Below are 19961 nucleotides of genomic sequence, written 5' to 3' on the forward strand. Positions count from 1 at the left end.
GCGCGAACGGAATGATACCCGCGTGTCGTGACAATGGCGGCATCGCGCAGACACATTCACCATGCATAGGTCACGCCGGCGCGCACAGCGTATTGATGGAAGTCGTTCGCGCCCCAGCTGCCCGATACATGGGTCCAGCCAGTCCATCTGCGGCCCAGCACCGCATCGAGGCCCAGTTTCGCCTCATAACGACTGGATGGAAACAGGTTGCCGACCGGCATCTGATTGAACGACACGCTGCCATCGGTGCGTCCATGCCACCAGTTGAGCGTGAGCGATGGTTCGAGCCTGCGCGTGCCGCCGTCGGCCGCCGACCGTGACAGCGGCACAGGCCATGCGATTCGCACGCCCAGCCGCGTGATCACGCCATCGCTGCCGGTGCCCTGCACGCGCGTGCCGTTGTGCTCGGTAAGGTCGTCATCCGTAACGTTGGCGTAGAGCCATTGCACCTGCGGCTGCACCACCCACCCTGCCGGCATCGGCAATGCGTAACCGGCCTCCGCCGACACGTTCCAGCCGCTGCCATCGTAGTGGACCGATGGCAACCGGTCGCCATCGACGCGCTGGCGAAACCAGCCATGGCCAAACCATGCATCGACGTAGCCGCCCAGACGGCTGTCGTCGTGCTGGTACCAGGTGCCATAGGCGCCGACCTGCCACCCTTCGACGTTCCCGCGTGCGCGCGCCGCGTTGTCCTGCGCCTCGGCCTGACTGCTGGTCTGACCGTATGCGGCCATGACGCCGACATGTAGTGCACCGCCATCGCTGGTGCCAGCCGGCAAGGCCGGCCAGCGCGCGAGTTCGGCGCCACCGTGCAACAGAAAGCCGTCCGCGGTGACGTGCAGGCTTGCATCGTTGCTGGTGCTACCGGTCCATTGACCCGCAGCACGTAACCACGCGGCGCCACGGCGGCCAGCGCCGGGCGTGGCGATAACCGGGAGCTGGTCTGTGGGGCGGTCATGCAGGCTGTGCACGAACATCGTGGCCGCCATGTGCTGGTTCGCCAGGTACGCGCCGACCTCGGGCCGATAAAGCGGCAGGGGGACTGCCGATGGGCTCAGTGTGCGCGACGGTGTGGGAGCCGGGTCGGCAATGGGTGGCGCAGGCGTGGGTACGGGGGCCGGCGCAGGTGTCGGTACCGGTGCGGGCGCAGGGGTGGGTACGGGAGCAGGCGGCACCGGTCGTGCCGAGCGCAGATACCACTGGCCGTCCGCGGCATCCGCCACGCCGCCCTGATGAAGCTGATATTCGTACGGCCCCGCCACCACACGGCCATCGAGCACGAACGTGCCAGCCGCGGAGAGATCGCGACTGCCGACTGCCACGACCCGAATGCCATCGCCAGGCGTCACGGCACCAACCCCACCCACCGACTGCACGCTCAGACGCGTGGCGCCGCCGCTGGCGAGTTGCGTGCCATCCGCCACGAGCATATCGCTGCGCGACGCTGGGCCGCCCGCGTCGAGGATGGTCTCGATGCGCATCAGGCCGCCGTTGGAGATATACGATCCGCCGCTGACCACCAGCCGGTCCTCGGCCACGCCATTGATCATCGTCACCGTGCCGCGATGATCGAGTGTACCCACGATCGTGAACACCGCATCCGGGCCGCCTGCGAGAGCCGGTAGCGCATTGCCGACGCCGATCAGTCCAGCGTTGACGACCGGGCCCACGACCTTGCCATAGCCACCGAGCGCGCCATTGGTGCCCACCGACACCGATCCTCCACCCGCGAGCTCAGCCGCCACCTCGGGACGATCGCCGACCACCAGCGTGCCGGTCTCGACCGTGGTCCCACCGCTATAGGTGTGGACGCCGCGAAACACTAGCTTGCCGGCACCGGCCTGCGTGACCGAGCCCGTGCCGCTGACGGCCGCATCCTGGATCACGGTATCCGCGCGCCGGTACACCAGCGCCGCATGATTGGCGATCGGTCCGATGACGCTACCACTGGTGCCGTCGTTGCCGATCTGCAGCACGCCGCCCAGAATCGTCGTGCCGCCCGTGTAGTTGCTGTTGCCGGTCAGTGTGAGCGTACCCGCCCCCGTCTTGGTGATGCCCCCCACACCGGTCATCACGCTGCGCAGCTCGGTCGAGTAGCCGTTGCTGTCGAACGTGCCGCCGCCCGCGCGCACCGTGACCGGCCGGCCGATAAAGCCGAAGGAACCGTTCAGGTAACGCAGGGTGCCACCATCGAACACGATGCCATTGCCGAGCGTGCCCAGATTGTTGGGGCTTGAGAACGCCAGCACGCCGCCTTCGAGGATCGTGAGGCCCGTATAGGTATTGTTGGCGGTCAGGCGCAATTCGCCGGCGCCGCGTTTGGTCACCGTGCCGCGGCCGCTGATCACGCCACCGACGGTCAGCGCATCGCTGCGATCGAACACGAGCGCGCCGCTGTTGGCGATGTTGCCCGCCAGGCTGCCGAAGGTCGCACCGTTGCCGACGCGTAATGTGCCCGCGACGATCGTCGTCCCACCGGTATGGGTCGCCGCGCGCGAAAGCTGAAGTGTTCCCTCACCGGTCTTCTGCAACGCGCCTGCGCCGTTGATGCCGCTGATCACTTCGAGCATGGCACCCGAGGCAATGTCCGCGGTAACGGCACCGGTTAGCACCAGATTGTGCGTGTTGGCCAGCGTCCCAGTGCCCGTCAACCTGGCGCCGCCCTGCAGTTCGGTCGCCAGCGCGTCGAGCGTGAAACGTCCTGCCGTGACGGCAAGCGTGCCGCCATCCTGCACGGTCACACGCCTTCCCCGCAGCACCGCTTCGTTACCACCGCGTACCGTGGCAGTGCTGCCCACCGAGAACAAGCCGGCTGTGGTGGCGGATATGCCATCGATACGGCCAAACCGCGCGCCATCGGCGAGCGTAAAGATGCCACCCGTGACCGACGTATTGGCATGGATCGGCGAATCGAAAGCGCCCTGCCCGGCATTGCCGTGGAAGATCACCTCGCCCGCGCCGGACTTGGTCACCGCCACCAAGGCGTTGTCCGCCGAGTCGATCGGATCGTGAAATACGATGCGTTGTCCCGCCGCGGCCTGAAGCACCAGGTTCGCGTTGCCGGCGAAATGGATCGCATTGGGACGCGCGGGACCCGGAGCCGCGCGATCGCGATTACCCGCGAACTCGAGCGACCCGGCCTGCGCGTCGAGTACCAGCGTGCCGGATCGAACGAAGGCGCTGCCGCCGCGGCCAGTCGCCGTATTGCCGGTAAACATCCCGCCGCCCGGGCCAGCGACGACCCGCAGCATCGTGCCTCCGGTACTGGGGCCAGCGCGAGCGCCGTCCAATTGGTACCGCTCAACCCGGTAAACGTCACACCATCGAGTCTGACCTCGAACAGGCGACCGCTGCCCAGGTCATGAACGACGGCATCGCCAGCGCCGCCAGTTTGCGTGAAGGACAGATTGGAGAGCGATACGACAGCGGCATCCACGGTGGTCCCGTCGAGATAGACGGCGGCGTTCCGACCCCGCGTGACGGTGTGCCCATTACCAAGAATCTCGAGTCTCGCGCGTTCCCCGGTGTTTGACTGCACCGGTATTTGCCATGCCGCATTGCTTTGCAGCGAGAAACTGAAGCGCGCGGCATTCCAGTTGGCAATACCGGCCGGACTCGCATTCAAATAGGCACCAATATCTTCTCCGGCGGGCACGACAACCTGTGCAGAAGCCGTGGAAGCCAACAGGCACGCGCCAAGACGAGGTGCCATGCTTGTTTTGATACTGACTGCTTTCATACCTACCCTCCCGCGCCAGGTGCTGATGGCGAAAATACTCAGGGGCGTAGGGGTATTAAATACGGAAAGCGGTTTCACGCGCTATCGTAATTAGCGCCAATATAATCGGAAAATAGATTTTCGATTTTCAGATATTTACGATGCACATCGAGGTGGACACACGCCGTCTGTGGATAACCCGGCCTCCGGCGGTGGATAAGCCTGCGGTTACGTTGTGGGTTTGCTGGGGCTGACATGGGGACGTATACGGAACAACTTCGACGTATACCTCGGGTGGTCTCATGCAAAAGGCTGAGTCATCCCCACTCACCAACACTTCGTCCCGATGCTTTTGGTATACGCAAACCTCTGATTCGATTGACGTATACGTGGTTATCCACAGAAACAGGTGCCCCTTATCTATCACTACTATCTGTATACATGAAAGAAAGATGTAAACAGAAAGCATGGGCCTCGCCCGTGGACCTGAAACAGCGCAACACCTCCATGCGTATACCCCTCGACGCACAGCGCGCTCTGTACGCTCAGCGACCTTAAGGACGTCCCGAGGCACACACGAGCCCTGCCAGCCCCGTAGAGCGCCTCTGAGCGCCCCGGAGGGCCTCGCAGGACGCGTATACGCCCCCAGCACCTCCGGAGCCGCATACGGCCGCGCAGGCGGTTTACGCCCGTCTGCGGAGTGTCACAGGAGCCCGCCGATACCAATCGGTAACATTCTCGTTCCGGTGCGCCTTGCCCGACACGGTATGATGTTGCCCGCGGCGTCTTTGCCGGAGCGGGTTCCAGCCGGATCCGCCAGGGCAGGACGTCTGTGTTTTTTCAACTCGATACGGAGTGAAGCATGACGAAAACCGAACTGATCGACGCGATTGCAGCAGGCGTGGACGGTCTGACCAAGGCCAAGGCCGAGCAGGCGCTCAACGTAACCCTGAACGCCATCATCGAAGCTGTGGCCAAGGGCGATACGCTGAGCCTGATTGGCTTTGGCACGTTCAGCCAGGGCGAGCGCGCCGAGCGCATGGCCCGCAACCCGCGCACCGGTGAGGAAATCAAGGTCGAAGCAGCAAAGACTGTGAAGTTCAAGGCTGGCCAGAAGTTCAAGGACGCCGTCAATCAGTGATAGCGGCTGGGCTGCGGTTGATGCCCATTCGCATGACCCCGCCATGCCGCCACCGGACGCGTCTCCGGCGCGGGTGCGCGCCAGGCGGGGGAACGTTATCCACAGTGGTGGCCCGTGCTCCGCACGCGGTCTATCGCACAGGCGGCAGCTGGGTTTCGATGGCTGCCTGGACATGCTGAAAAACGGCGCTCGGACAAGGCCAGCACACGCCTCGCCGGGGGCCGCGCCTGACGTACCTCCCATGCCGCAGCGCCGTCTCGTTCGCATCTTTCCAAAGCGTTATTCACAGCGCTTTCCACACCGCATTCCACAGCTTTCTCCACAGGCTGCGCGACTGCCGTTGCGCCCCCCTTTGCGTACCATATTGCAGGGCCTTACCGCAGCCGTCGCGGTGGCCGTTCTGTGTGGCTGCGCCACCGAGATCAAGCCCGCGCGGCCACAGGCCGCGGCGCTGCCGGACACCGAACGCGTGCGTACCACGCCGGGCGCTACACAACGCGAACGGATCGTGGAAATCGCGCGCCAGGAGTGGCAGCGCTGGGGCGGTCAGGTGGTTCGCATCGGCCGCGACGATACGGCCTGCGTGACGCGCAGTCCGCTGCCGGCGCCCGTCATGCCGCAGGCCGGCGTGGCCGGCGACCGTCCGAATGGTAGCGGGACCGCTTCCGCCGATACCGAAGCGGACGCGTCGGGCGATGCAGACTGCCTGCGCTTTCCCGACGGCACGGGGATGGAAGCCACCGCGCAGGGTTGCGCGCTGGCGCAGCGTTACTGGCATATCGTGGGCCAGTCGCCGAACTGCCAGCAGATCACGCAGGGGGCATGGGCGTGGTCAGCGGTATTCATTTCGTGGGTCATGCGCAAGTCTGGGCTCGACGAGCGCCAGTTCCTGACCGGCGAGTCACATTCGATGTACGTGGTGGATGCGCGAGACGGAGTGCTACCCGCACCGGCGTTTCATATCGAGCCGGTGCCCGCCCTGCCCCGCCCGGGTGACGTCATCTGCGCCGTGCGCGGCCGCGACAAGTTTCTCGAGGATCCGGCCGAGATCGGGTTCGGCACGACGCCGATGCATTGCGATATCGTGGTCGAGGTGGATCCTGCCGCGCGCGAAGTCCGCGCAATCGGTGGCAATGTGCAACAGTCGGTGTCGATGGATGTGATCGAGCTGGGCGATTCGGGCAAGCTCGACGCGTTCACCAACTCGCATATGCCGTGGATACTGGTCATGCGCAACGACCTGCAGTAAAAAATTATTCGCGTGAATAATCGATGTGTTTGATATCGGATGCAGTCGATAATTCGCATCGATAGTCAGGAGAGCAATTCAATCATGGCTTCCATCTGTATCGTCGGTGCCGGCGCGGTAGGTGGCTTTATTGCCGCGCGCGTGGCGAAGGCTGGGCACACGGTCAACGTGCTGGCGCGGGGCAAGACACTCGAGGCATTGCAGGCGCACGGCATCACGCTGATCGACCGAGACGGGCGCGCATCATATCCGGTGCACGCGGAGGCCGATCCGGCGCGGCTCGGGGTGCAGGACATCGTGATCATCACGGTCAAGGCACCCGCACTGGCCGATCTGGCCGAGCGCCTGACGCCGCTGATCGGTTCCGCCACGGTCATCGTGCCGGCCATGAATGGCGTGCCATGGTGGTTCTTCGAGCGGCCGGGACCGTTGTCCGGCCAGCGTCTGCAGACCGTCGATCCCGATGGCCGTATCGCGCGAGCCCTGCCGGCATCGCAGGTGATCGGGGGCGTCGTGCATCTGTCGGCATCGAGTCCGGAGCCGGGCGTGGTGCAGCATGCCTTTGGCGACAAGCTGATCCTCGGCGCCCCGGCCGGTGGCCCGGACCCGCGCGTCGATCGTGTGGCGGACCTGTTGCAGCAGGGGCTCGAGGTGGAACGCAGCGCGGCGATCCAGCGCGACGTCTGGTTCAAGCTGTGGGGCAACATGACGATGAGCCCGGTGTCCGTGCTGACCGGCGCCACCTGCGACCGTATTCTCGACGACCCGCTGGTCTATCGTTTCTGCCTCGATGTGATGGCCGAGGCGAGTCGCATTGGTGCGGCCATCGGCTGTCCGATCGCGCAGAGTGGCGAGGATCGCAGCCAGGTCACGCGCAAGCTCGGCGCTTTCAAGACATCGATGCTGCAGGATGCCGAGGCCGGGCGCACGCTCGAGATCGACGCGCTGGTCGCGTCAGTGCGCGAAATCGGCGAACGCGTCGATATTCGTACGCCGAACCTCGATGCGCTGCTTGGCCTCGTGCGGTTGCACGCGCAGACGCACGGACTGGCCTGACGTCAGCGGCCCACTCGGCCGCGTAACTCATTCCTCGGCCGCGAACGGCAGTTCTTCCTGCACCGGTTCGTGGCCGACCGCACTCGCTGGCAGCAACGCGCTCACGCGTACGCCCAGCAGCCGAATCCGGCGTTCGAGCGCGATGCGCTTCAGACATTCGGTCGCACCGCGGCGGATGGCGGCCCCGTCGGCGGTGTACGCGGTCAGGGTCAGATCGCGTGTCACCGTCCGAAAATCGTCGAAGCGCAGCTTGATGCCGACTGTGCGGCCCACATAGCCCTTGCGGCGCAGGTCTTCGCCCACGCGCAGGCATAACGTCGTGAACGCTTCCGATAGCACCGGACGGTCGTTTCTGGGATGCAGGTCGCGTTCGAACGTCGTCTCGCGGCTCATCGACTTCGGCTCCGAACGCACCACCACCAGCCGCTCGTCGTGGCCTTGCGCCACGCGCGCGAGCCATTCGGCATAGTTGCGGCCAAAGTGGGTCTGCAGCAGGCCGGGATCGGCCTGCGCGACATCGCCCACGGTATGGATCCCCAGCGCACTCAGCCGGTCCGCGGCTTTCGGGCCGATGCCATTGACCTTGCGCGCGGCCAGCGGCCAGATCCGGGTGGGCACATCTTCGGCTGTCAGGATGGTCAGGCCATTGGGCTTGTCGAGCTCGGAACCGATCTTGGCCAACAGCTTGTTGGGCGCGACGCAGATCGAGCAGGTCAGGCCGGTCGAGGTATGCACGGCATTCTTGATCTGCGCGGCCACCTCGCGCACCTCGCCCGGAATATTCGTCAGATCGATATAGATCTCATCGATACCACGGTCTTCAATCTCTTGCGTGAATGCCCGCACCGCCGCCTTGAAGCGGCCGGAGTAGTGGCGATAGGCCTCGAAGTCGGTTGGCAGCAGGATGGCGTCGGGCGCGAGCCGCGCGGCCTTCATCATGCCCATGGCCGAGAACACGCCGAGTGCGCGTGCCTCGTAGGTGGAGGTGGTGACCACGCCGCGACCCACGTAGTCGCGCAGACGCGCATAGCGTCGCGAACCGTCGGGCAGGGTTTGCGGGATGGCATCGCGGCCGCCGCCAATCACGACGGGCTGCCCGCGGAGTTCCGGGTAGCGCAGCAGTTCGACCGACGCGTAGAACGCGTCCATGTCGAGATGAGCGATGCGGCGGGCGCCGAGGGTCATGACGATATCACCGAATACTGTATGTCCGTACAGTGTAGTGCGCGATGATATCGCCGGGATCGATCATCTGGCAACCACTGAATGTCGTCTCATTCCTTCGGTCGATAATTACCGTCGGTGGCAGCAGCGGCCGGAGCGGTCACCAATGGGACGCGCCGGGACATCCAGAAGCTTTCAAACGCATAAATCACCAGCGAGACCCAGATCAGCGCGTAGCCAATCTGCTTCTGCTCCGGAAACGGTTCATGCCAGAGCCAGATGCCCAGCAGCAGTTGCAGCGTCGGGCCGGTGTACTGGAGCAGACCCAGCAACGAGAGCGGGATCCGGCGCGCGCCCGCGGCAAAGAACAGCAGCGGCACGGCGGTGACCGGGCCCGCCATCAACAGCAGGAATTGCGTACCTGGTGCTGCGTGGCGCGTGGTGTCCTGCCCGGTCATGATCAGGTAGCCCAGCGCGATGGCCGCCACCGGGAACAGGATCAGCGTTTCGAGCGACAGGCCCTCGAGCGCGCCCAGCGCGCCGGTCTTGCGCAGCAGCCCATACCCGCCGAAGGTGCCTGCCAGCGCCAGCGCGATCCACGGCAGTTGTCCCGCGCTCAACGTGAGCCAGAGCACGCCGGCGGCGGCCACGGCAATCGACAGCCACTGCCCGGGGCGCAGCCGCTCATGCAGGAACAGCACGCCGAGCAGCACGCTGAACAGCGGATTGATGAAGTAACCGAGGCTCGCATCGACCACGCGATTGGCCGAGACCGCCCAGATATAGATAAACCAGTTGCCGCACAGCAGCGCCGCGCTCGCGGCGAAACCGAGGATCAGCTTTGGATTGGTCGCGACCTGGCGCAGCCAGCTGAAGTGCCGGCGCCAGAGCAGGATCGCGCCGAGGAACACGAGCGACCACACCATCCGGTGCAGCAGGATCTCGAGCGGCGCTACGCCGTGAACGGACTTGATGTAGAGGGGCAGGAGGCCCCAGATGATGTACGCGAGCAGCGCGTAAAGAATGCCGAGTTGCATGGAGGGTGTACTTTCTCCCCTCGCACGAATGTCGATGAGGGGATGGTGTCTGTGCGGGCTCGATTGTCGCCCAGAAACGGTGCAGGGGTTGCACCGTCTCACCATCCCCCGGAGCCCGTCAGGGCTTACAGCTTGTGCGAGAAGCTGAACTGCGCGAACGCCTGCTCGGCCACGTTGAACCACTGCGCTTCGTTGTTGCGGAACACGCGCCAGTCGTCATAGATCTTCTTGAACGACGGGTTCTTGGCGACCTCGTCCGCATACGCGCCCTGGGTGGCCTTGAAGCAGGCTTCCAGGATTTCGCGCGAGAACGGACGCAGCTTCACGCCGTTTTCGAGCAGACGCGCAAGTGCCTGCGGGTTCACGGTGTCGTACTTGGCCTGCATCGACGTGTGTGCCTCGATGGTCGCGGTCTCGAGCGCGGCCTTGTACAGCTTCGGCAGCTTCTCGTACTCGGGCGAGGACACGTAGAACGACAGCTGCGCGCTGCCTTCCCACCAGCCCGGGTAATAGTAATAAGGCGCCACCTTGTAGAAGCCGAGCTTCTCGTCGTCGTACGGGCCCACCCACTCGGCCGCGTCGATCGTGCCCTTTTCCAGCGCGGGGTAGATGTCGCCGCCGGCGATCTGCTGCGGCACCACACCCAGGCGCGCGAGCACCACGCCCGCGAAGCCGGCCACGCGGTACTTCAGGCCCTGCAGGTCGGCTACCGACTTGATCTCCTTGCGGAACCAGCCGCCCATCTGGGCGCACGTATTGCCGCCCATGAAGTTGACGATGTTGTATTCCTTGAAGAACTCGCGCATCAGCTTCATGCCGTTGCCCTGCATCATCCAGGCGGTCTGCTGGCGCGCGGTCAGGCCAAACGGGATCGTCGTGTCGAAGCACAGCGTCGGGTTCTTGCCGAAGTAGTAATAGCCCGCCGTATGGCCGATTTGCACGGTTTGATTCTGCACGGCGTCCAGCACCTGCAGGCCCGGCACGATTTCACCGGCCGCGAAAACCTTGATGTTGAACTTGCCGTCGGTCAGTTCCTTCACACGCGCGGACAGCGTCTCGGCACCGCCGTAGATCGTGTCGAGCGACTTCGGGAAGCTCGAGGCCAGACGCCATTCCACGGCAGGGTTGCTGCCGATCACGGCCGGTGCGGCGGGACCGCTCGCCGCGGCTGCCGGCGCTGCGGCCTTTTCTTCCTTGCCGCATGCGGCAAGACCTGCCCCGGTGGCGGCAACAGCGCCCGCCTTCAAAAGGAAGGAACGACGTTCCATCAGATATCTCCTCGTTATAGATCTGTATGACTGACTGTCCGATGCACGAGACATCTAAAGCACGTGACGGGCAGGGCCTGCCGATTATAGCGGTGGCTTTTTGGGCACGGAGCCCCGCTTCGATGGGGGTTTTCGCCTACTTGCGACACCCCTGAAACGGGCGCTCGCGCACCCATGCCAGGCAGTTGTCGCATACAAAGGGCCAAGAGTTTCGTATCGTGAGAAGACACACGGCGAGCGGATTTTGTAACCCGGCTTGCGGTCCAATCGGTCGCCTGTTAAAAACTGAGCCCGGTCTCGGACTTCGTCCTGCGGGCCTGAACGAATTCATGCAGCTTTCGGCACCTATCCCCTCTCGTTTGCGTACCAATCGCCTCACGTTCGCCATTTTGGCGGCGTGGAGTGTCGGCGCCTGCGCGCAGGTCGTGCCGGACGTGGCGCGGCCACCGCAGGTGGCGCATGCGACGGTGCCGCCAGTAGCCATGGCCTCGGCGCAGCCCGCTGTGGCGGCTGAGATCGTGCCCGCCAAAGGATTGCCCGCCGAGTTGCCCGCCGGATTGCCCGCCGGAGTACCCGCCGAAAGCGTGGCGGATCCGCTTGCAGCACTGATCGGGGCGCAGGAGGGCCAGCCCTCGATCGAGCCGTCCGCGGAGGCCGTGTCGTCCGCGTCCAATATCACGCCCGCGGCCGTACCCACCGCTGCGCCGCTTGCCCTGAATCCGGACTTTGTCGGTCCGCCCGACGAGCTCGCACCGCCCCCGCCTCCACCGCCCCCGCTCGTGCTGTTCCCGAATCGGCTCGGAGAGTTTCCCGCGCATCCCGATACACAGCCCGCGCAGGGGACCGCGGAAACGACCCTGGCGAGCGACGGTGACAGCAATGCCACGCCTTCGGACAAGCCGCCCGTGCTGCGCTCGCAATTGCCGGCCGACGACCCCGCCGGCGCTTCGGTCTGGCGTCTCGGCTACAGCGGCCGCGCGGCCGTGGACCAACCGCGTAACGAGCGCGCCTGCACCGGCGGCGGTACGCCTTCCGCGGGTGTCAATGGCGGTCTGGCGTGTAGCAGCACCGGCGAGGTGAAGGTGCGCGAATCGCTGATGGACCTCGATGGCGGCGCACAGGTACAACTCGTCGCCCAGGCCAAAGGCACCGAGGCCACGTCGGTCAACGGCCGGCCTGCGGCCGTGGATCCGTACGCGTTGTTGCCGCAGGTGTACACGTCGGTCAGCGGATTCTCGCGCGGTGGCCTCAAGGTGCTCGACGATGCCAGCGTATGGGCCGGCCGTCGCGATACGAATCCGTTCCTGATGTCGTCGGGTCTGCTGCCGCCGAGTTCACCGTCGATGCGATTTGGTGTCGACAACGCCAAGGTGGGCAACTTCGGCCTCAACTATCAGTACACCGCGCGCAGCGATTTCAACGGTGCCAACCTGCCGAGCTACCACTCGGTACGCAGCGCGCCGATCGGTACCAACGACAAGGGCGCCGTGCAGGTAGGCTTTACGCGCGTGGAGCCGCTCTCCGCGATGGAAAATACCGGCAGCGCCTGGTGGGCCTCGGCCATGCATGAACAGAAGGACGTGCTACTGGGCACCAATCGCTTCGGCGTGCAGTACGGGCAGGGCTCGCGCACTGCTATGACCGGCTATAGCGGCATGGGCAACGATCTCTCGCGCGTGCGGATGGCTGAGTCGATGGAATGGAAGAGCGCGTCGGGCATCGGCGGTTCCGTCGAGTCGAGCCTGCAGCTCGATCGTTCGGCGATCGGCACGCTGCAGTGGGCGGCCACGCGCGTACGTCCTACCTATGTGGCCAGCGATCAGTTCAAGCTCATGTTCGAGGTGGCGCACGACCAGATTTCGTCGGGCTTTGGCGTAGGTGGCCAGCGTACCGCAGTGACCGTGGCGCCGACGCTGACGCTGGGCAAGTCGGCCGGCAATGCCAACCTGCGCGCGTTCTACACGTACAGCCGCGCCAACGACGTTGATGGCATCACGTTCGCGGCGCCCGCCGAAGCGTGGGCATCGCAGGCCAGCGGCTCGATCTTCGGCGTGCAGCTCAATCGCCGCTGGTAATGCACCAGACGGAGGCACGCGGGGACGATTAACCCCGTGCCAGCCAGTTTATTGGCCCGCGCGTAGAATCGCGCTTCCTCAGTCTTTTTCGATGCGGCCGTTCCGATGTGCGACGCGAGATCGCCCACGGCAGTCTCTCCGCGCAGTTTCGATCTCCACCCATCGATGACCACCGCCACGTCTCACACCGCCGCCGTCAGGCAGCCGGCCTGGATCACGCCATTGCTCGCCGTTGCATGCGGCATGGTCGTGGCCAACCTCTATTACCCCCAGCCGCTGGTTGGCCCCATTGCGCATGCGCTGGCGCTATCGCCCGAGATCGCCGGACTCATCGTCACGCTGATCCAGATCGGCTATTGCGTCGGCCTGCTGCTACTGGTGCCGCTTGGCGATATCGTCGAGAACCGGCGCTTGATCGTCGCGCTGATCGGCGGCAATGCGGTGGCGCTGGTCGCGGCCGCGTTTGCCACGCATGCCAGCGTGTTCCTGATGGCCGGTGCCGCGATTGGCCTGTGCTCGGTGGCGGCGCAGGTGCTCGTGCCCTTCGCCGCGCATCTCGCGCCGGACCATGCGCGCGGCCGCGCGGTGGGCAATGTCACGAGCGGCCTGCTGATGGGCATCATGCTTGCGCGACCGATTTCGAGCCTGTTCGCGGATGCCTTCGGCTGGCACACGATCTTCGCGGTGTCCGCGGTGGCGATGGTGCTGCTGGCCATCGTGCTCGCGCGCAAGCTGCCGCGGCGTCAGCCACCACCTTCCGCCGGCTACCTGCCGACGCTCGCCTCGATGTGGGCGCTCGTGCGTACGCAACCCGTGTTGCGACGGCGCGCGTTGTACCAGGCAAGCCTGTTCGGTGTGTTCAGCCTGTTCTGGACTACGTCGCCGCTATATCTCGCAGGCCCAACCTTCCATATGTCGCAGACCGGCATTGCCGTGTTCGCGCTGGTCGGCGTGGCCGGTGCGATCGCCGCGCCGATGGCGGGCCGCTATGCGGACCGCGGGCACAGCCGGCAGATGACCGCGCTCGCGTTGGCAATCGGTGCGGGCGCTTTCCTTCTGAGTCGCATCGGTGCGGAGGGCTCGCTGCTGTCGTTGCTGTCGCTGACCGCGGCCGCGATCCTGCTCGACTTCGGCGTGTCGACGAATCTCGTTATCAGCCAGCGCGCGATCTTCGCGCTCAGCCCTGAACATCGCAGCCGCCTGAACGGGCTCTTTATGGCGATCTTCTTTATCGGCGGCGCGATCGGTTCCTGGGCCGGCGCCTGGGCGTTCGCGCACGGCGGCTGGAGCCTCGCGAGCTGGATCGGCTTTGCCCCGCCGCTGCTGGCGCTGCTTTATTTCCGTACCGATCGCGCCTGACGCTGAGGTAACGCCGGCACGGCCGGGCCGCCCCTCGCGCATGCGCGTATCCTACACTGAGCCGACGGGCACGCGCCGACCGGCCTCACCGATCGCGCGCCTATCGCCGACGCCCGCGGCGCTGCCGGGGTCCACCGGACCTCCGCATCGGGAGTCCACTCGATGGTCTGGCGCAAACTTGTGCCGCAGCCACGCTGGCTGCCGCGTGCGGCAATCCTGTACCCGCAACGCGTGGTGGTGATCTGCTTTGCGATAGTGATGCTGTTGATGTTCGTGATCGGCGCACGCGAAGTCTGGAAGGAGGACGAGCGCGCGCTCGCGGAACGTCAGCACAGTCTGGCCCTGCGCGCGCTCGGCGTGGGCGCGGTGTTTGCCACTGAGCGGCAACGCCTTGAGTTTCTGCGCGACTCCGCCACGGAGCACTATGCGCTGCTGGCGGATGCGGCGGTAGCTGCGGCCACGGCTGCGGAAGATCCCGCGCTCGATCGCGCCTATGCCGCGCGCAACGACCCCGTGTGGACGTTGTCGGCCGGGCCTGGCGTCGCGCCCGTGATCGGTGTCGGTGAGAAAGAACTCGAGGGATTGTCGGGGTTTGCGCGGCGCGACGATGACCTGCGCGACGACCTGCGCGTCGCGCGCGCATTGAGTCCGCTGCTGGGGCTGCTGGCGCGTCAGGACCGCGTACACCTGAACGTGCTGTTTATCTCGGCCAATGGGCTGTACGTGGTCTACCCCGAGCAGGATCGCGCGCTGGTGCCGGCGCTCGTGCGCCGCTTCGATGCGATGCCCTACTATCGCAGCATGCTGCCCGATCGCACAGAGGGCGACGAACCACGCTGGATCTCCAACTACACGCAGTTCGGCGATGGCCAACTGATCAGCACGTTGAGCATACCGATCCATGCCGGCAGCCGTTCTGGCGCGCAATCGAGTACCACATTCCGTGGCGTGATTGCGGTGGACGTCGCGCAGACGCGCCTGCAGGGGTTGCTCAACGAAGGCAACGCGCCCGACGACACGGTCTATCTGATGGGTCGCGATGGCGCTTTCGTGTCCGCTTCGCAGGGTGCGGTGGCAAGCGGGCAGCGCTGGCCCGCGGGCGTGCCCGGCGACTGGCGCGATGTCCCACCCACACGCCTGTTCGAGGATCGCGCGGGCGCGCTGCGCCACGGTGCCTACACGCTGGTGTACCAGCAGGCCGCCAATGGCAACTGGGTGCTGTTCGAAGCGATCTCGCCGCGTCAACGCTTCGATGCCATGCTGGCGCGCATGAGTCCGGTGCTGCTGGCGGTATGGTTGCTGCTGCCGCTTCTGCTGTGGGTCACGCTGTTCGTCGTCACGCACCTGTTCGATCACTACCTCGCACTAGGCGAGAAGCTGCAGGAACTCGCCGAGTACGATCCGCTGACGGGCCTGGCCAACCGGCGGCACTTTCAATTGTTGTTCGAGCAGGAGACCGAACGTCGGCTGCGCCATCGGCATCCGCTCGCGCTGATGATGGTCGATATCGACTTCTTCAAGCGCGTCAACGACAAGTGGGGTCACGCGAGCGGCGACCGCGTGCTTGCGGGGATGGCCACGCTGATGCGCGAACAGCTACGCACGATCGATGTCCCGGCGCGCCTCGGCGGCGAGGAGTTTGCGGTGCTGCTGCCCGGGGCCACGTTGGCCGACGCCGTGCTGGCCGCGGAGCGACTGCGCGTGGCGATCGAAGGGTTTGCGGTAACGCCCGCGCCCGATGCAGCGGCCGCGGCGCGTGCCGAGCGCGATGGGCGCATCCACTTCACGATCTCGATCGGCGTGGTGGAGGCTGGTCCTCGTGATGGCACCACGCTCGATGTATTGCTCGCCAATGCCGATCGTCGCCTCTACGCCGCCAAGGCAAGCGGCCGCAATCGCACCGTCAGCACGGACGATGCGATGGCGACAGGCGCATGAATGGCGCTCAGCGCAGCAGGAACGTAATGTCCTCGACGGTGATCACCGAGACCGGAATCCCCTTGCGACGCTGAAAGAGGATGTGTTGCTGCACGCGGCTGCGCTGCTCGGCAAAGATCGCCGGCTCGATGACCGCACCGGTCCGCGCGTAATGCTGGACCAGCAGCTTGTACGCGCGATGGCGGATCTGCAGCGTCTCCGACTCGGCGCGCAGCCGCTGCCATTCGGCAGGGCTCAGGTCGAGCGTCTGGTTGAGTTCATCGACGGTGCGCGTATGCAGGTCGCGATACAGGTCGCGTTCCGCTTCCGCGCGATGCAGCTCCTCGCGCAGCGCCATGATCTTGCGCTGCAGCTTGAGCGTCTGCCCCACGGTCTGGTGCATGCCCTTGGCAGCCTCGAGCGCCTGGCTCGCTGCCGCTACCGTGCTTTTCCAGATGCCGCGATCCCCATCGGCCATCCCCGCCGCATCGAGCTCCGGCGGCCAGCCATCGGCCGCTCTGATCGTTGTGTCCATGCTTGACCCCTGAATGACATCCAATTGGCCACCCGCTTTTTTATGCGTTGCGGATGTTCCCAGAACTGTAACTAAGTGTTGCAGTCACGGAGCAATCCTAGTGAGTTGTCTATCGGACGCCAAGTCAAAGATGTTTAGATCTGCCTTGCTATCGCGCTCTGTGGCAAAAACGCGAAATGACAGCGAAATGACCGAATGCATGCAGTCATTGGCGCACGCATGGCCAGACAAAGCAGACAACCGCAGGTAAACCCCGAGCACGTTGCAAGCAAATTGACAGGTGTTTGACAGTTTGTCGCTCCTAGAATCGGGCCATTCGAATCGCCCCATCAAAAAAGACACAGGAGACCGCGATGAACAAGTCGCTGCACCACCGTCATTCCCTGCAACGCCTGGCCCAGGTCGCGCTCGCATCCGCCACGTTCGCGATGGCCGCTGTGGCATCGCCCGCGTTCGCGCTCGACAACGTCAAGGTGATGATCGGCGCCAATCCCGGCGGCGGTTATGACCAGACCGGCCGTTCGCTCGGCGCGGCCATGATTGCAGCGGGCGTGGCCAAGGGCGCGTCCTACGACAACAAGGGTGGCGCGGGTGGCACCATCGGCCTGACGCAGTTCGTCAACAGCGACAAGGGCAACCCGAATGCGCTGGTGGTGACGGGCGCGGTGATGGTCGGCGCGATCGAGACCAGCCATCCGCCGGTCACGCTCAAGAACGCGACGCCGGTCGCGCGTCTCTACGCGGACACGATGGTGCTGACCGTGGCGGCCAATTCGCCGATCAAGACGCTCAAGGACCTGACCACGCAGCTCAAGGCCAATCCAGGCAGCGTGAGCTGGGGCGGCGGCTCCAAAGGTTCGATCGACCACATCCTCGCGGGCCTGATCGCCAAGGACATCGGCGTCGATCCGAAGAAGATCAACTACGTGCCGTTTGCCGGCGGCGGCGAGGCATCGGCATCGATTCTCGGCGGTCACGTGACGGTCGGTATCGCGGGCGTGTCCGAGTTCCTGCCGTTTATCAAGACCGGCAAGATGCGCGCGCTGGCCGTGACCTCGAAGGATCGCACCGCCGATCTGCCGACGCTCAAGGAGCAAGGCGTGAACGTCGAGATCTACAACTGGCGCGGTGTGTACGGCGCGCCGGGCATCACGCCCGACCAGCGCAAGGCGCTCATCGATGCCGTGGTGAAGGCCACCGAGAACAAGGTGTGGAAGGACGCGCTGCAGAAGAACGACTGGACGCCGTTCCTGCTGACCGGCGACGAGTTCGGCAAGTTCGTCGATGCCGAATCCCTGCGTCTGGGTACCACGCTGCGCGAACTGGGCGTGGCGAAGTAAGTCACCTCCCGTCCCACGAGCCCGGGCGCACCCACCAGCCCGGGCTGTCTTCGTTTTCTTGCAGGAAGCTCACATGAAACCGTCCCATGTCGTCATCGGCATCGCCGTGCTGGCAATCTCGGCGTTCTTCTTCGCCGGCATTCCTGGCATTTCGGGCGAAGAAGGCTACGCCGGTCTCTCGCCGCGCTTTGTGCCCACGCTGGTCGGTATCGGACTGGCGGTATGCGGTGCCCTGCTGACCTGGCAAGGCGTGCGCGGGGGCTTCCGCAACATGCCCGAGGAAGATGCCGAGCTGCCGTCGGCGCCGCACAACTTCAAGGGCTTCCTGTGGGTCGCGGCGGGCCTGGTTGCCAACATGGCGCTGATCGGCACACTCGGTTTCGTGTTCGCGTCGACGCTGATGATGATCTGCGTTGCGCGTGGCTACGGCAGCCGCCGCATCGTGCGCGATGGCCTGATCGGTCTGGCCATTACGGTGCCCATGTGGGTGCTGTTCGATTTTCTGCTCGGCATCAATCTGCCGTTGCTGCCCGTGGCCGGCTTCTGAGCGCGCCAGAGAAGAACAGGAGAGGACACTGACATGGACACACTGAACCAGTTGATGCACGGCTTTGCCGTGGCCATCACGCCCATCAACCTGCTGTGGGCGCTCGTGGGTTGCTTCCTCGGTACCGCGATCGGCGTGCTGCCCGGCATCGGCCCCGCGCTGACGGTGGCGATGCTGCTGCCGCTGACCGCGAAGGTCGAACCCACTGCCGCGCTGATCATGTTCGCGGGCATCTACTATGGTGCGATGTACGGTGGCTCCACCACCTCGATCCTGATGAACACGCCGGGCGAGTCCTCGACGATGGTCACAGCGATGGAGGGCAACCTCATGGCCAAGAATGGCCGTGCGGGTCCCGCACTCGCGACCGCCGCGATCGGGTCGTTCGTGGCTGGCACCATCGCCACGGTCCTGCTGTCGCTGTTCGCGCCGGTGGCCGCCGACGTGGCGCTGCAGTTCGGTCCGGGCGAGTACTTCATGATCATGCTGCTCGCGTTCACGACGGTGTCGGCCGTGCTCGGTTCGTCGCTGCTGCGCGGCATGACCAGCCTGTTCCTCGGTCTCGGCATTGGCCTGATCGGCATGGACTCGCTGTCGGGCCAGACGCGTTATTCGATGAACGTCCAGGAGCTCTACGACGGGGTGGATATCGTCGTGGTGGCGGTGGGTCTGTTCGCGGTGGGCGAGGCATTGTTCAACGCGTTCTTCCCGCAACCCGATGGCTCGTTCAACAAGCTGAGCTCGGTGCATATGAACAAGTCCGACTGGCGCCGTTCGGTGCCGGCGTGGCTGCGCGGTACGCTGATCGGCTTTCCGTTCGGGCTGATTCCGGCGGGCGGCGCGGAGATCCCGACGTTCCTGTCCTATGCCACCGAGAAGAAGCTGTCGAACCACAAGGACGAGTTCGGCAAGGTGGGCGCGATCGAAGGCGTGGCGGGTCCGGAGGCTGCGAACAATGCAGCCGTGACGGCGACGCTCGCCCCGCTGCTCACGCTCGGCATCCCGACCTCGAACACCACCGCGATCCTGCTCGCCGCGTTCCAGAACTACAACCTGCAACCGGGCCCGATGCTGTTCCAGACCTCGGGCGATCTGGTCTGGGGTCTGCTGGCCTCGCTGTATATCGGCAACGTGATGCTGCTGGTGCTGAACCTGCCGGCGATCGGCCTGTGGGTGCGTATGCTACGCGTGCCTACGCCGCTGCTGTACGGCGGCATCCTGATCTTCGCGGGGCTGGGCGCCTACGGCATTCGCCAGTCGTGGTTCGACCTGTTCCTGCTGTTCGTGATCGGCCTGCTTGGCATGGCGATGCGTCGCTTCGACTTCCCGACCGCGCCGGTCATCGTCGGCCTGATCCTCGGCCCCATGGCGGAGAAGCAACTGCGCAACGCGCTGTCGATCGGCCAGGGCGACTGGAGCCTCTTTGTGAAGCAGCCGATCTCGGCAACGATTCTCGCGATGACCGTGGCCGTGGTGGTGGTGCCGCGTCTGCTGCGCTGGCATGCCAGTCGCTCGTCGGCGCGCGCCGAGGCCGACAACGCCGCCTGAGTTT

Annotated in this window: 15 protein-coding genes; 10 read left to right on the forward strand and 5 right to left on the reverse strand. The window is 65.2% G+C overall.

Annotation, left to right across the window (positions count from 1 at the left end):
* Nucleotides 1-56: 56 nt before the first annotated feature.
* Nucleotides 57-3254, reverse strand: a complete 3198-nt coding sequence (locus tag LDO41_RS16200) for an autotransporter family protein (protein WP_223989947.1) — start codon at nucleotides 3252-3254, stop codon at nucleotides 57-59.
* Nucleotides 3255-3364: 110 nt separating this feature from the next.
* Between LDO41_RS16200 and LDO41_RS16205 the strand changes: the two genes are divergently transcribed.
* The 4 genes from LDO41_RS16205 (at nucleotide 3365) to LDO41_RS16220 (ending at nucleotide 7167) form a co-directional block, all read left to right on the forward strand.
* Nucleotides 3365-3535 (forward strand): hypothetical protein, encoded by a 171-nt coding sequence (locus LDO41_RS16205; RefSeq protein ID WP_223989949.1) that lies wholly within the window; start codon nucleotides 3365-3367, stop codon nucleotides 3533-3535.
* 1048 nt (nucleotides 3536-4583) lie between these two features.
* Nucleotides 4584-4862, forward strand: a complete 279-nt coding sequence (locus LDO41_RS16210) for an HU family DNA-binding protein (RefSeq protein WP_223989951.1) — start codon at nucleotides 4584-4586, stop codon at nucleotides 4860-4862.
* A 241-nt stretch (nucleotides 4863-5103) separates the two neighbouring features.
* Nucleotides 5104-6111, forward strand: coding sequence for a DUF2272 domain-containing protein (locus tag LDO41_RS16215; RefSeq protein ID WP_223989953.1), 1008 nt, complete (start codon nucleotides 5104-5106; stop codon nucleotides 6109-6111).
* Between the two features lie 84 nt (nucleotides 6112-6195).
* A complete protein-coding gene (locus LDO41_RS16220; RefSeq protein ID WP_223989955.1) occupies nucleotides 6196-7167 on the forward strand; it encodes a 2-dehydropantoate 2-reductase in 972 nt (323 codons plus the stop codon).
* A 27-nt stretch (nucleotides 7168-7194) separates the two neighbouring features.
* Here the strand turns inward: LDO41_RS16220 and dinB are convergent, their stop codons facing one another.
* The 3 genes from dinB to LDO41_RS16235 form a co-directional block, all read right to left on the reverse strand.
* The gene (gene dinB / locus LDO41_RS16225) at nucleotides 7195-8352 is read right to left on the reverse strand and encodes a DNA polymerase IV (protein ID WP_223989957.1); all 1158 of its coding nucleotides are present in this window, start codon (nucleotides 8350-8352) and stop codon (nucleotides 7195-7197) included.
* A gap of 89 nt (nucleotides 8353-8441) precedes the next feature.
* On the reverse strand, nucleotides 8442-9368 hold the full coding sequence (gene rarD, locus LDO41_RS16230; RefSeq protein WP_223989959.1) for an EamA family transporter RarD: 927 nt from the start codon (nucleotides 9366-9368) through the stop codon (nucleotides 8442-8444).
* 125 nt (nucleotides 9369-9493) lie between these two features.
* Nucleotides 9494-10636 carry a TRAP transporter substrate-binding protein gene (locus tag LDO41_RS16235; protein ID WP_223989961.1) on the reverse strand — a complete coding sequence of 381 codons (1143 nt, stop codon included), beginning with the start codon at nucleotides 10634-10636 and terminating at the stop codon, nucleotides 9494-9496.
* A gap of 329 nt (nucleotides 10637-10965) precedes the next feature.
* On the opposite strand from LDO41_RS16235, the gene LDO41_RS16240 reads away from it, so the two are divergent.
* The 3 genes from LDO41_RS16240 (at nucleotide 10966) to LDO41_RS16250 (ending at nucleotide 16008) form a co-directional block, all read left to right on the forward strand.
* Nucleotides 10966-12711 carry a carbohydrate porin gene (locus tag LDO41_RS16240; RefSeq protein ID WP_223989963.1) on the forward strand — a complete coding sequence of 582 codons (1746 nt, stop codon included), beginning with the start codon at nucleotides 10966-10968 and terminating at the stop codon, nucleotides 12709-12711.
* Between the two features lie 165 nt (nucleotides 12712-12876).
* Nucleotides 12877-14070, forward strand: coding sequence for an MFS transporter (locus LDO41_RS16245; protein WP_223989964.1), 1194 nt, complete (start codon nucleotides 12877-12879; stop codon nucleotides 14068-14070).
* A gap of 162 nt (nucleotides 14071-14232) precedes the next feature.
* Entirely contained in the window at nucleotides 14233-16008 is a 1776-nt protein-coding gene (locus LDO41_RS16250; RefSeq protein ID WP_223989966.1) for a diguanylate cyclase, read from the forward strand.
* A 7-nt stretch (nucleotides 16009-16015) separates the two neighbouring features.
* Here LDO41_RS16250 and LDO41_RS16255 read toward each other — a convergent pair whose 3' ends face one another.
* Nucleotides 16016-16522: a hypothetical protein gene (locus LDO41_RS16255; RefSeq protein WP_223989968.1), complete on the reverse strand. Its 507-nt coding sequence runs from the start codon at nucleotides 16520-16522 to the stop codon at nucleotides 16016-16018.
* Nucleotides 16523-16875: 353 nt separating this feature from the next.
* On the opposite strand from LDO41_RS16255, the gene LDO41_RS16260 reads away from it, so the two are divergent.
* From LDO41_RS16260 to LDO41_RS16270, 3 genes are all read left to right on the forward strand, one after another.
* Nucleotides 16876-17862 (forward strand): Bug family tripartite tricarboxylate transporter substrate binding protein, encoded by a 987-nt coding sequence (locus tag LDO41_RS16260; protein ID WP_377741606.1) that lies wholly within the window; start codon nucleotides 16876-16878, stop codon nucleotides 17860-17862.
* A 73-nt stretch (nucleotides 17863-17935) separates the two neighbouring features.
* The gene (locus LDO41_RS16265; RefSeq protein WP_223989970.1) at nucleotides 17936-18409 is read left to right on the forward strand and encodes a tripartite tricarboxylate transporter TctB family protein; all 474 of its coding nucleotides are present in this window, start codon (nucleotides 17936-17938) and stop codon (nucleotides 18407-18409) included.
* A 33-nt stretch (nucleotides 18410-18442) separates the two neighbouring features.
* A complete protein-coding gene (locus LDO41_RS16270; protein WP_223989972.1) occupies nucleotides 18443-19957 on the forward strand; it encodes a tripartite tricarboxylate transporter permease in 1515 nt (504 codons plus the stop codon).
* Nucleotides 19958-19961: the final 4 nt, after the last annotated feature.

The sequence above is a fragment of the Cupriavidus pampae genome, from assembly GCF_914271485.1.
Lineage (GTDB): Bacteria > Pseudomonadota > Gammaproteobacteria > Burkholderiales > Burkholderiaceae > Cupriavidus > Cupriavidus pampae.

Bases quoted from the DNA above. Each gene is read 5' to 3' on its own strand.
- LDO41_RS16200 (WP_223989947.1), bottom strand. From the start codon at position 3,254: ATGCTGCGGGTCGTCGCTGGCCCGGGCGGCGGGATGTTTACCGGCAAT.
- LDO41_RS16205 (WP_223989949.1), top strand. From the start codon at position 3,365: ATGAACGACGGCATCGCCAGCGCCGCCAGTTTGCGTGAAGGACAGATT.
- LDO41_RS16210 (WP_223989951.1), top strand. From the start codon at position 4,584: ATGACGAAAACCGAACTGATCGACGCGATTGCAGCAGGCGTGGACGGT.
- LDO41_RS16215 (WP_223989953.1), top strand. From the start codon at position 5,104: ATGCCGCAGCGCCGTCTCGTTCGCATCTTTCCAAAGCGTTATTCACAG.
- LDO41_RS16220 (WP_223989955.1), top strand. From the start codon at position 6,196: ATGGCTTCCATCTGTATCGTCGGTGCCGGCGCGGTAGGTGGCTTTATT.
- dinB (WP_223989957.1), bottom strand. From the start codon at position 8,352: ATGACCCTCGGCGCCCGCCGCATCGCTCATCTCGACATGGACGCGTTC.
- rarD (WP_223989959.1), bottom strand. From the start codon at position 9,368: ATGCAACTCGGCATTCTTTACGCGCTGCTCGCGTACATCATCTGGGGC.
- LDO41_RS16235 (WP_223989961.1), bottom strand. From the start codon at position 10,636: ATGGAACGTCGTTCCTTCCTTTTGAAGGCGGGCGCTGTTGCCGCCACC.
- LDO41_RS16240 (WP_223989963.1), top strand. From the start codon at position 10,966: ATGCAGCTTTCGGCACCTATCCCCTCTCGTTTGCGTACCAATCGCCTC.
- LDO41_RS16245 (WP_223989964.1), top strand. From the start codon at position 12,877: ATGACCACCGCCACGTCTCACACCGCCGCCGTCAGGCAGCCGGCCTGG.
- LDO41_RS16250 (WP_223989966.1), top strand. From the start codon at position 14,233: ATGGTCTGGCGCAAACTTGTGCCGCAGCCACGCTGGCTGCCGCGTGCG.
- LDO41_RS16255 (WP_223989968.1), bottom strand. From the start codon at position 16,522: ATGGACACAACGATCAGAGCGGCCGATGGCTGGCCGCCGGAGCTCGAT.
- LDO41_RS16260 (WP_377741606.1), top strand. From the start codon at position 16,876: ATGAACAAGTCGCTGCACCACCGTCATTCCCTGCAACGCCTGGCCCAG.
- LDO41_RS16265 (WP_223989970.1), top strand. From the start codon at position 17,936: ATGAAACCGTCCCATGTCGTCATCGGCATCGCCGTGCTGGCAATCTCG.
- LDO41_RS16270 (WP_223989972.1), top strand. From the start codon at position 18,443: ATGGACACACTGAACCAGTTGATGCACGGCTTTGCCGTGGCCATCACG.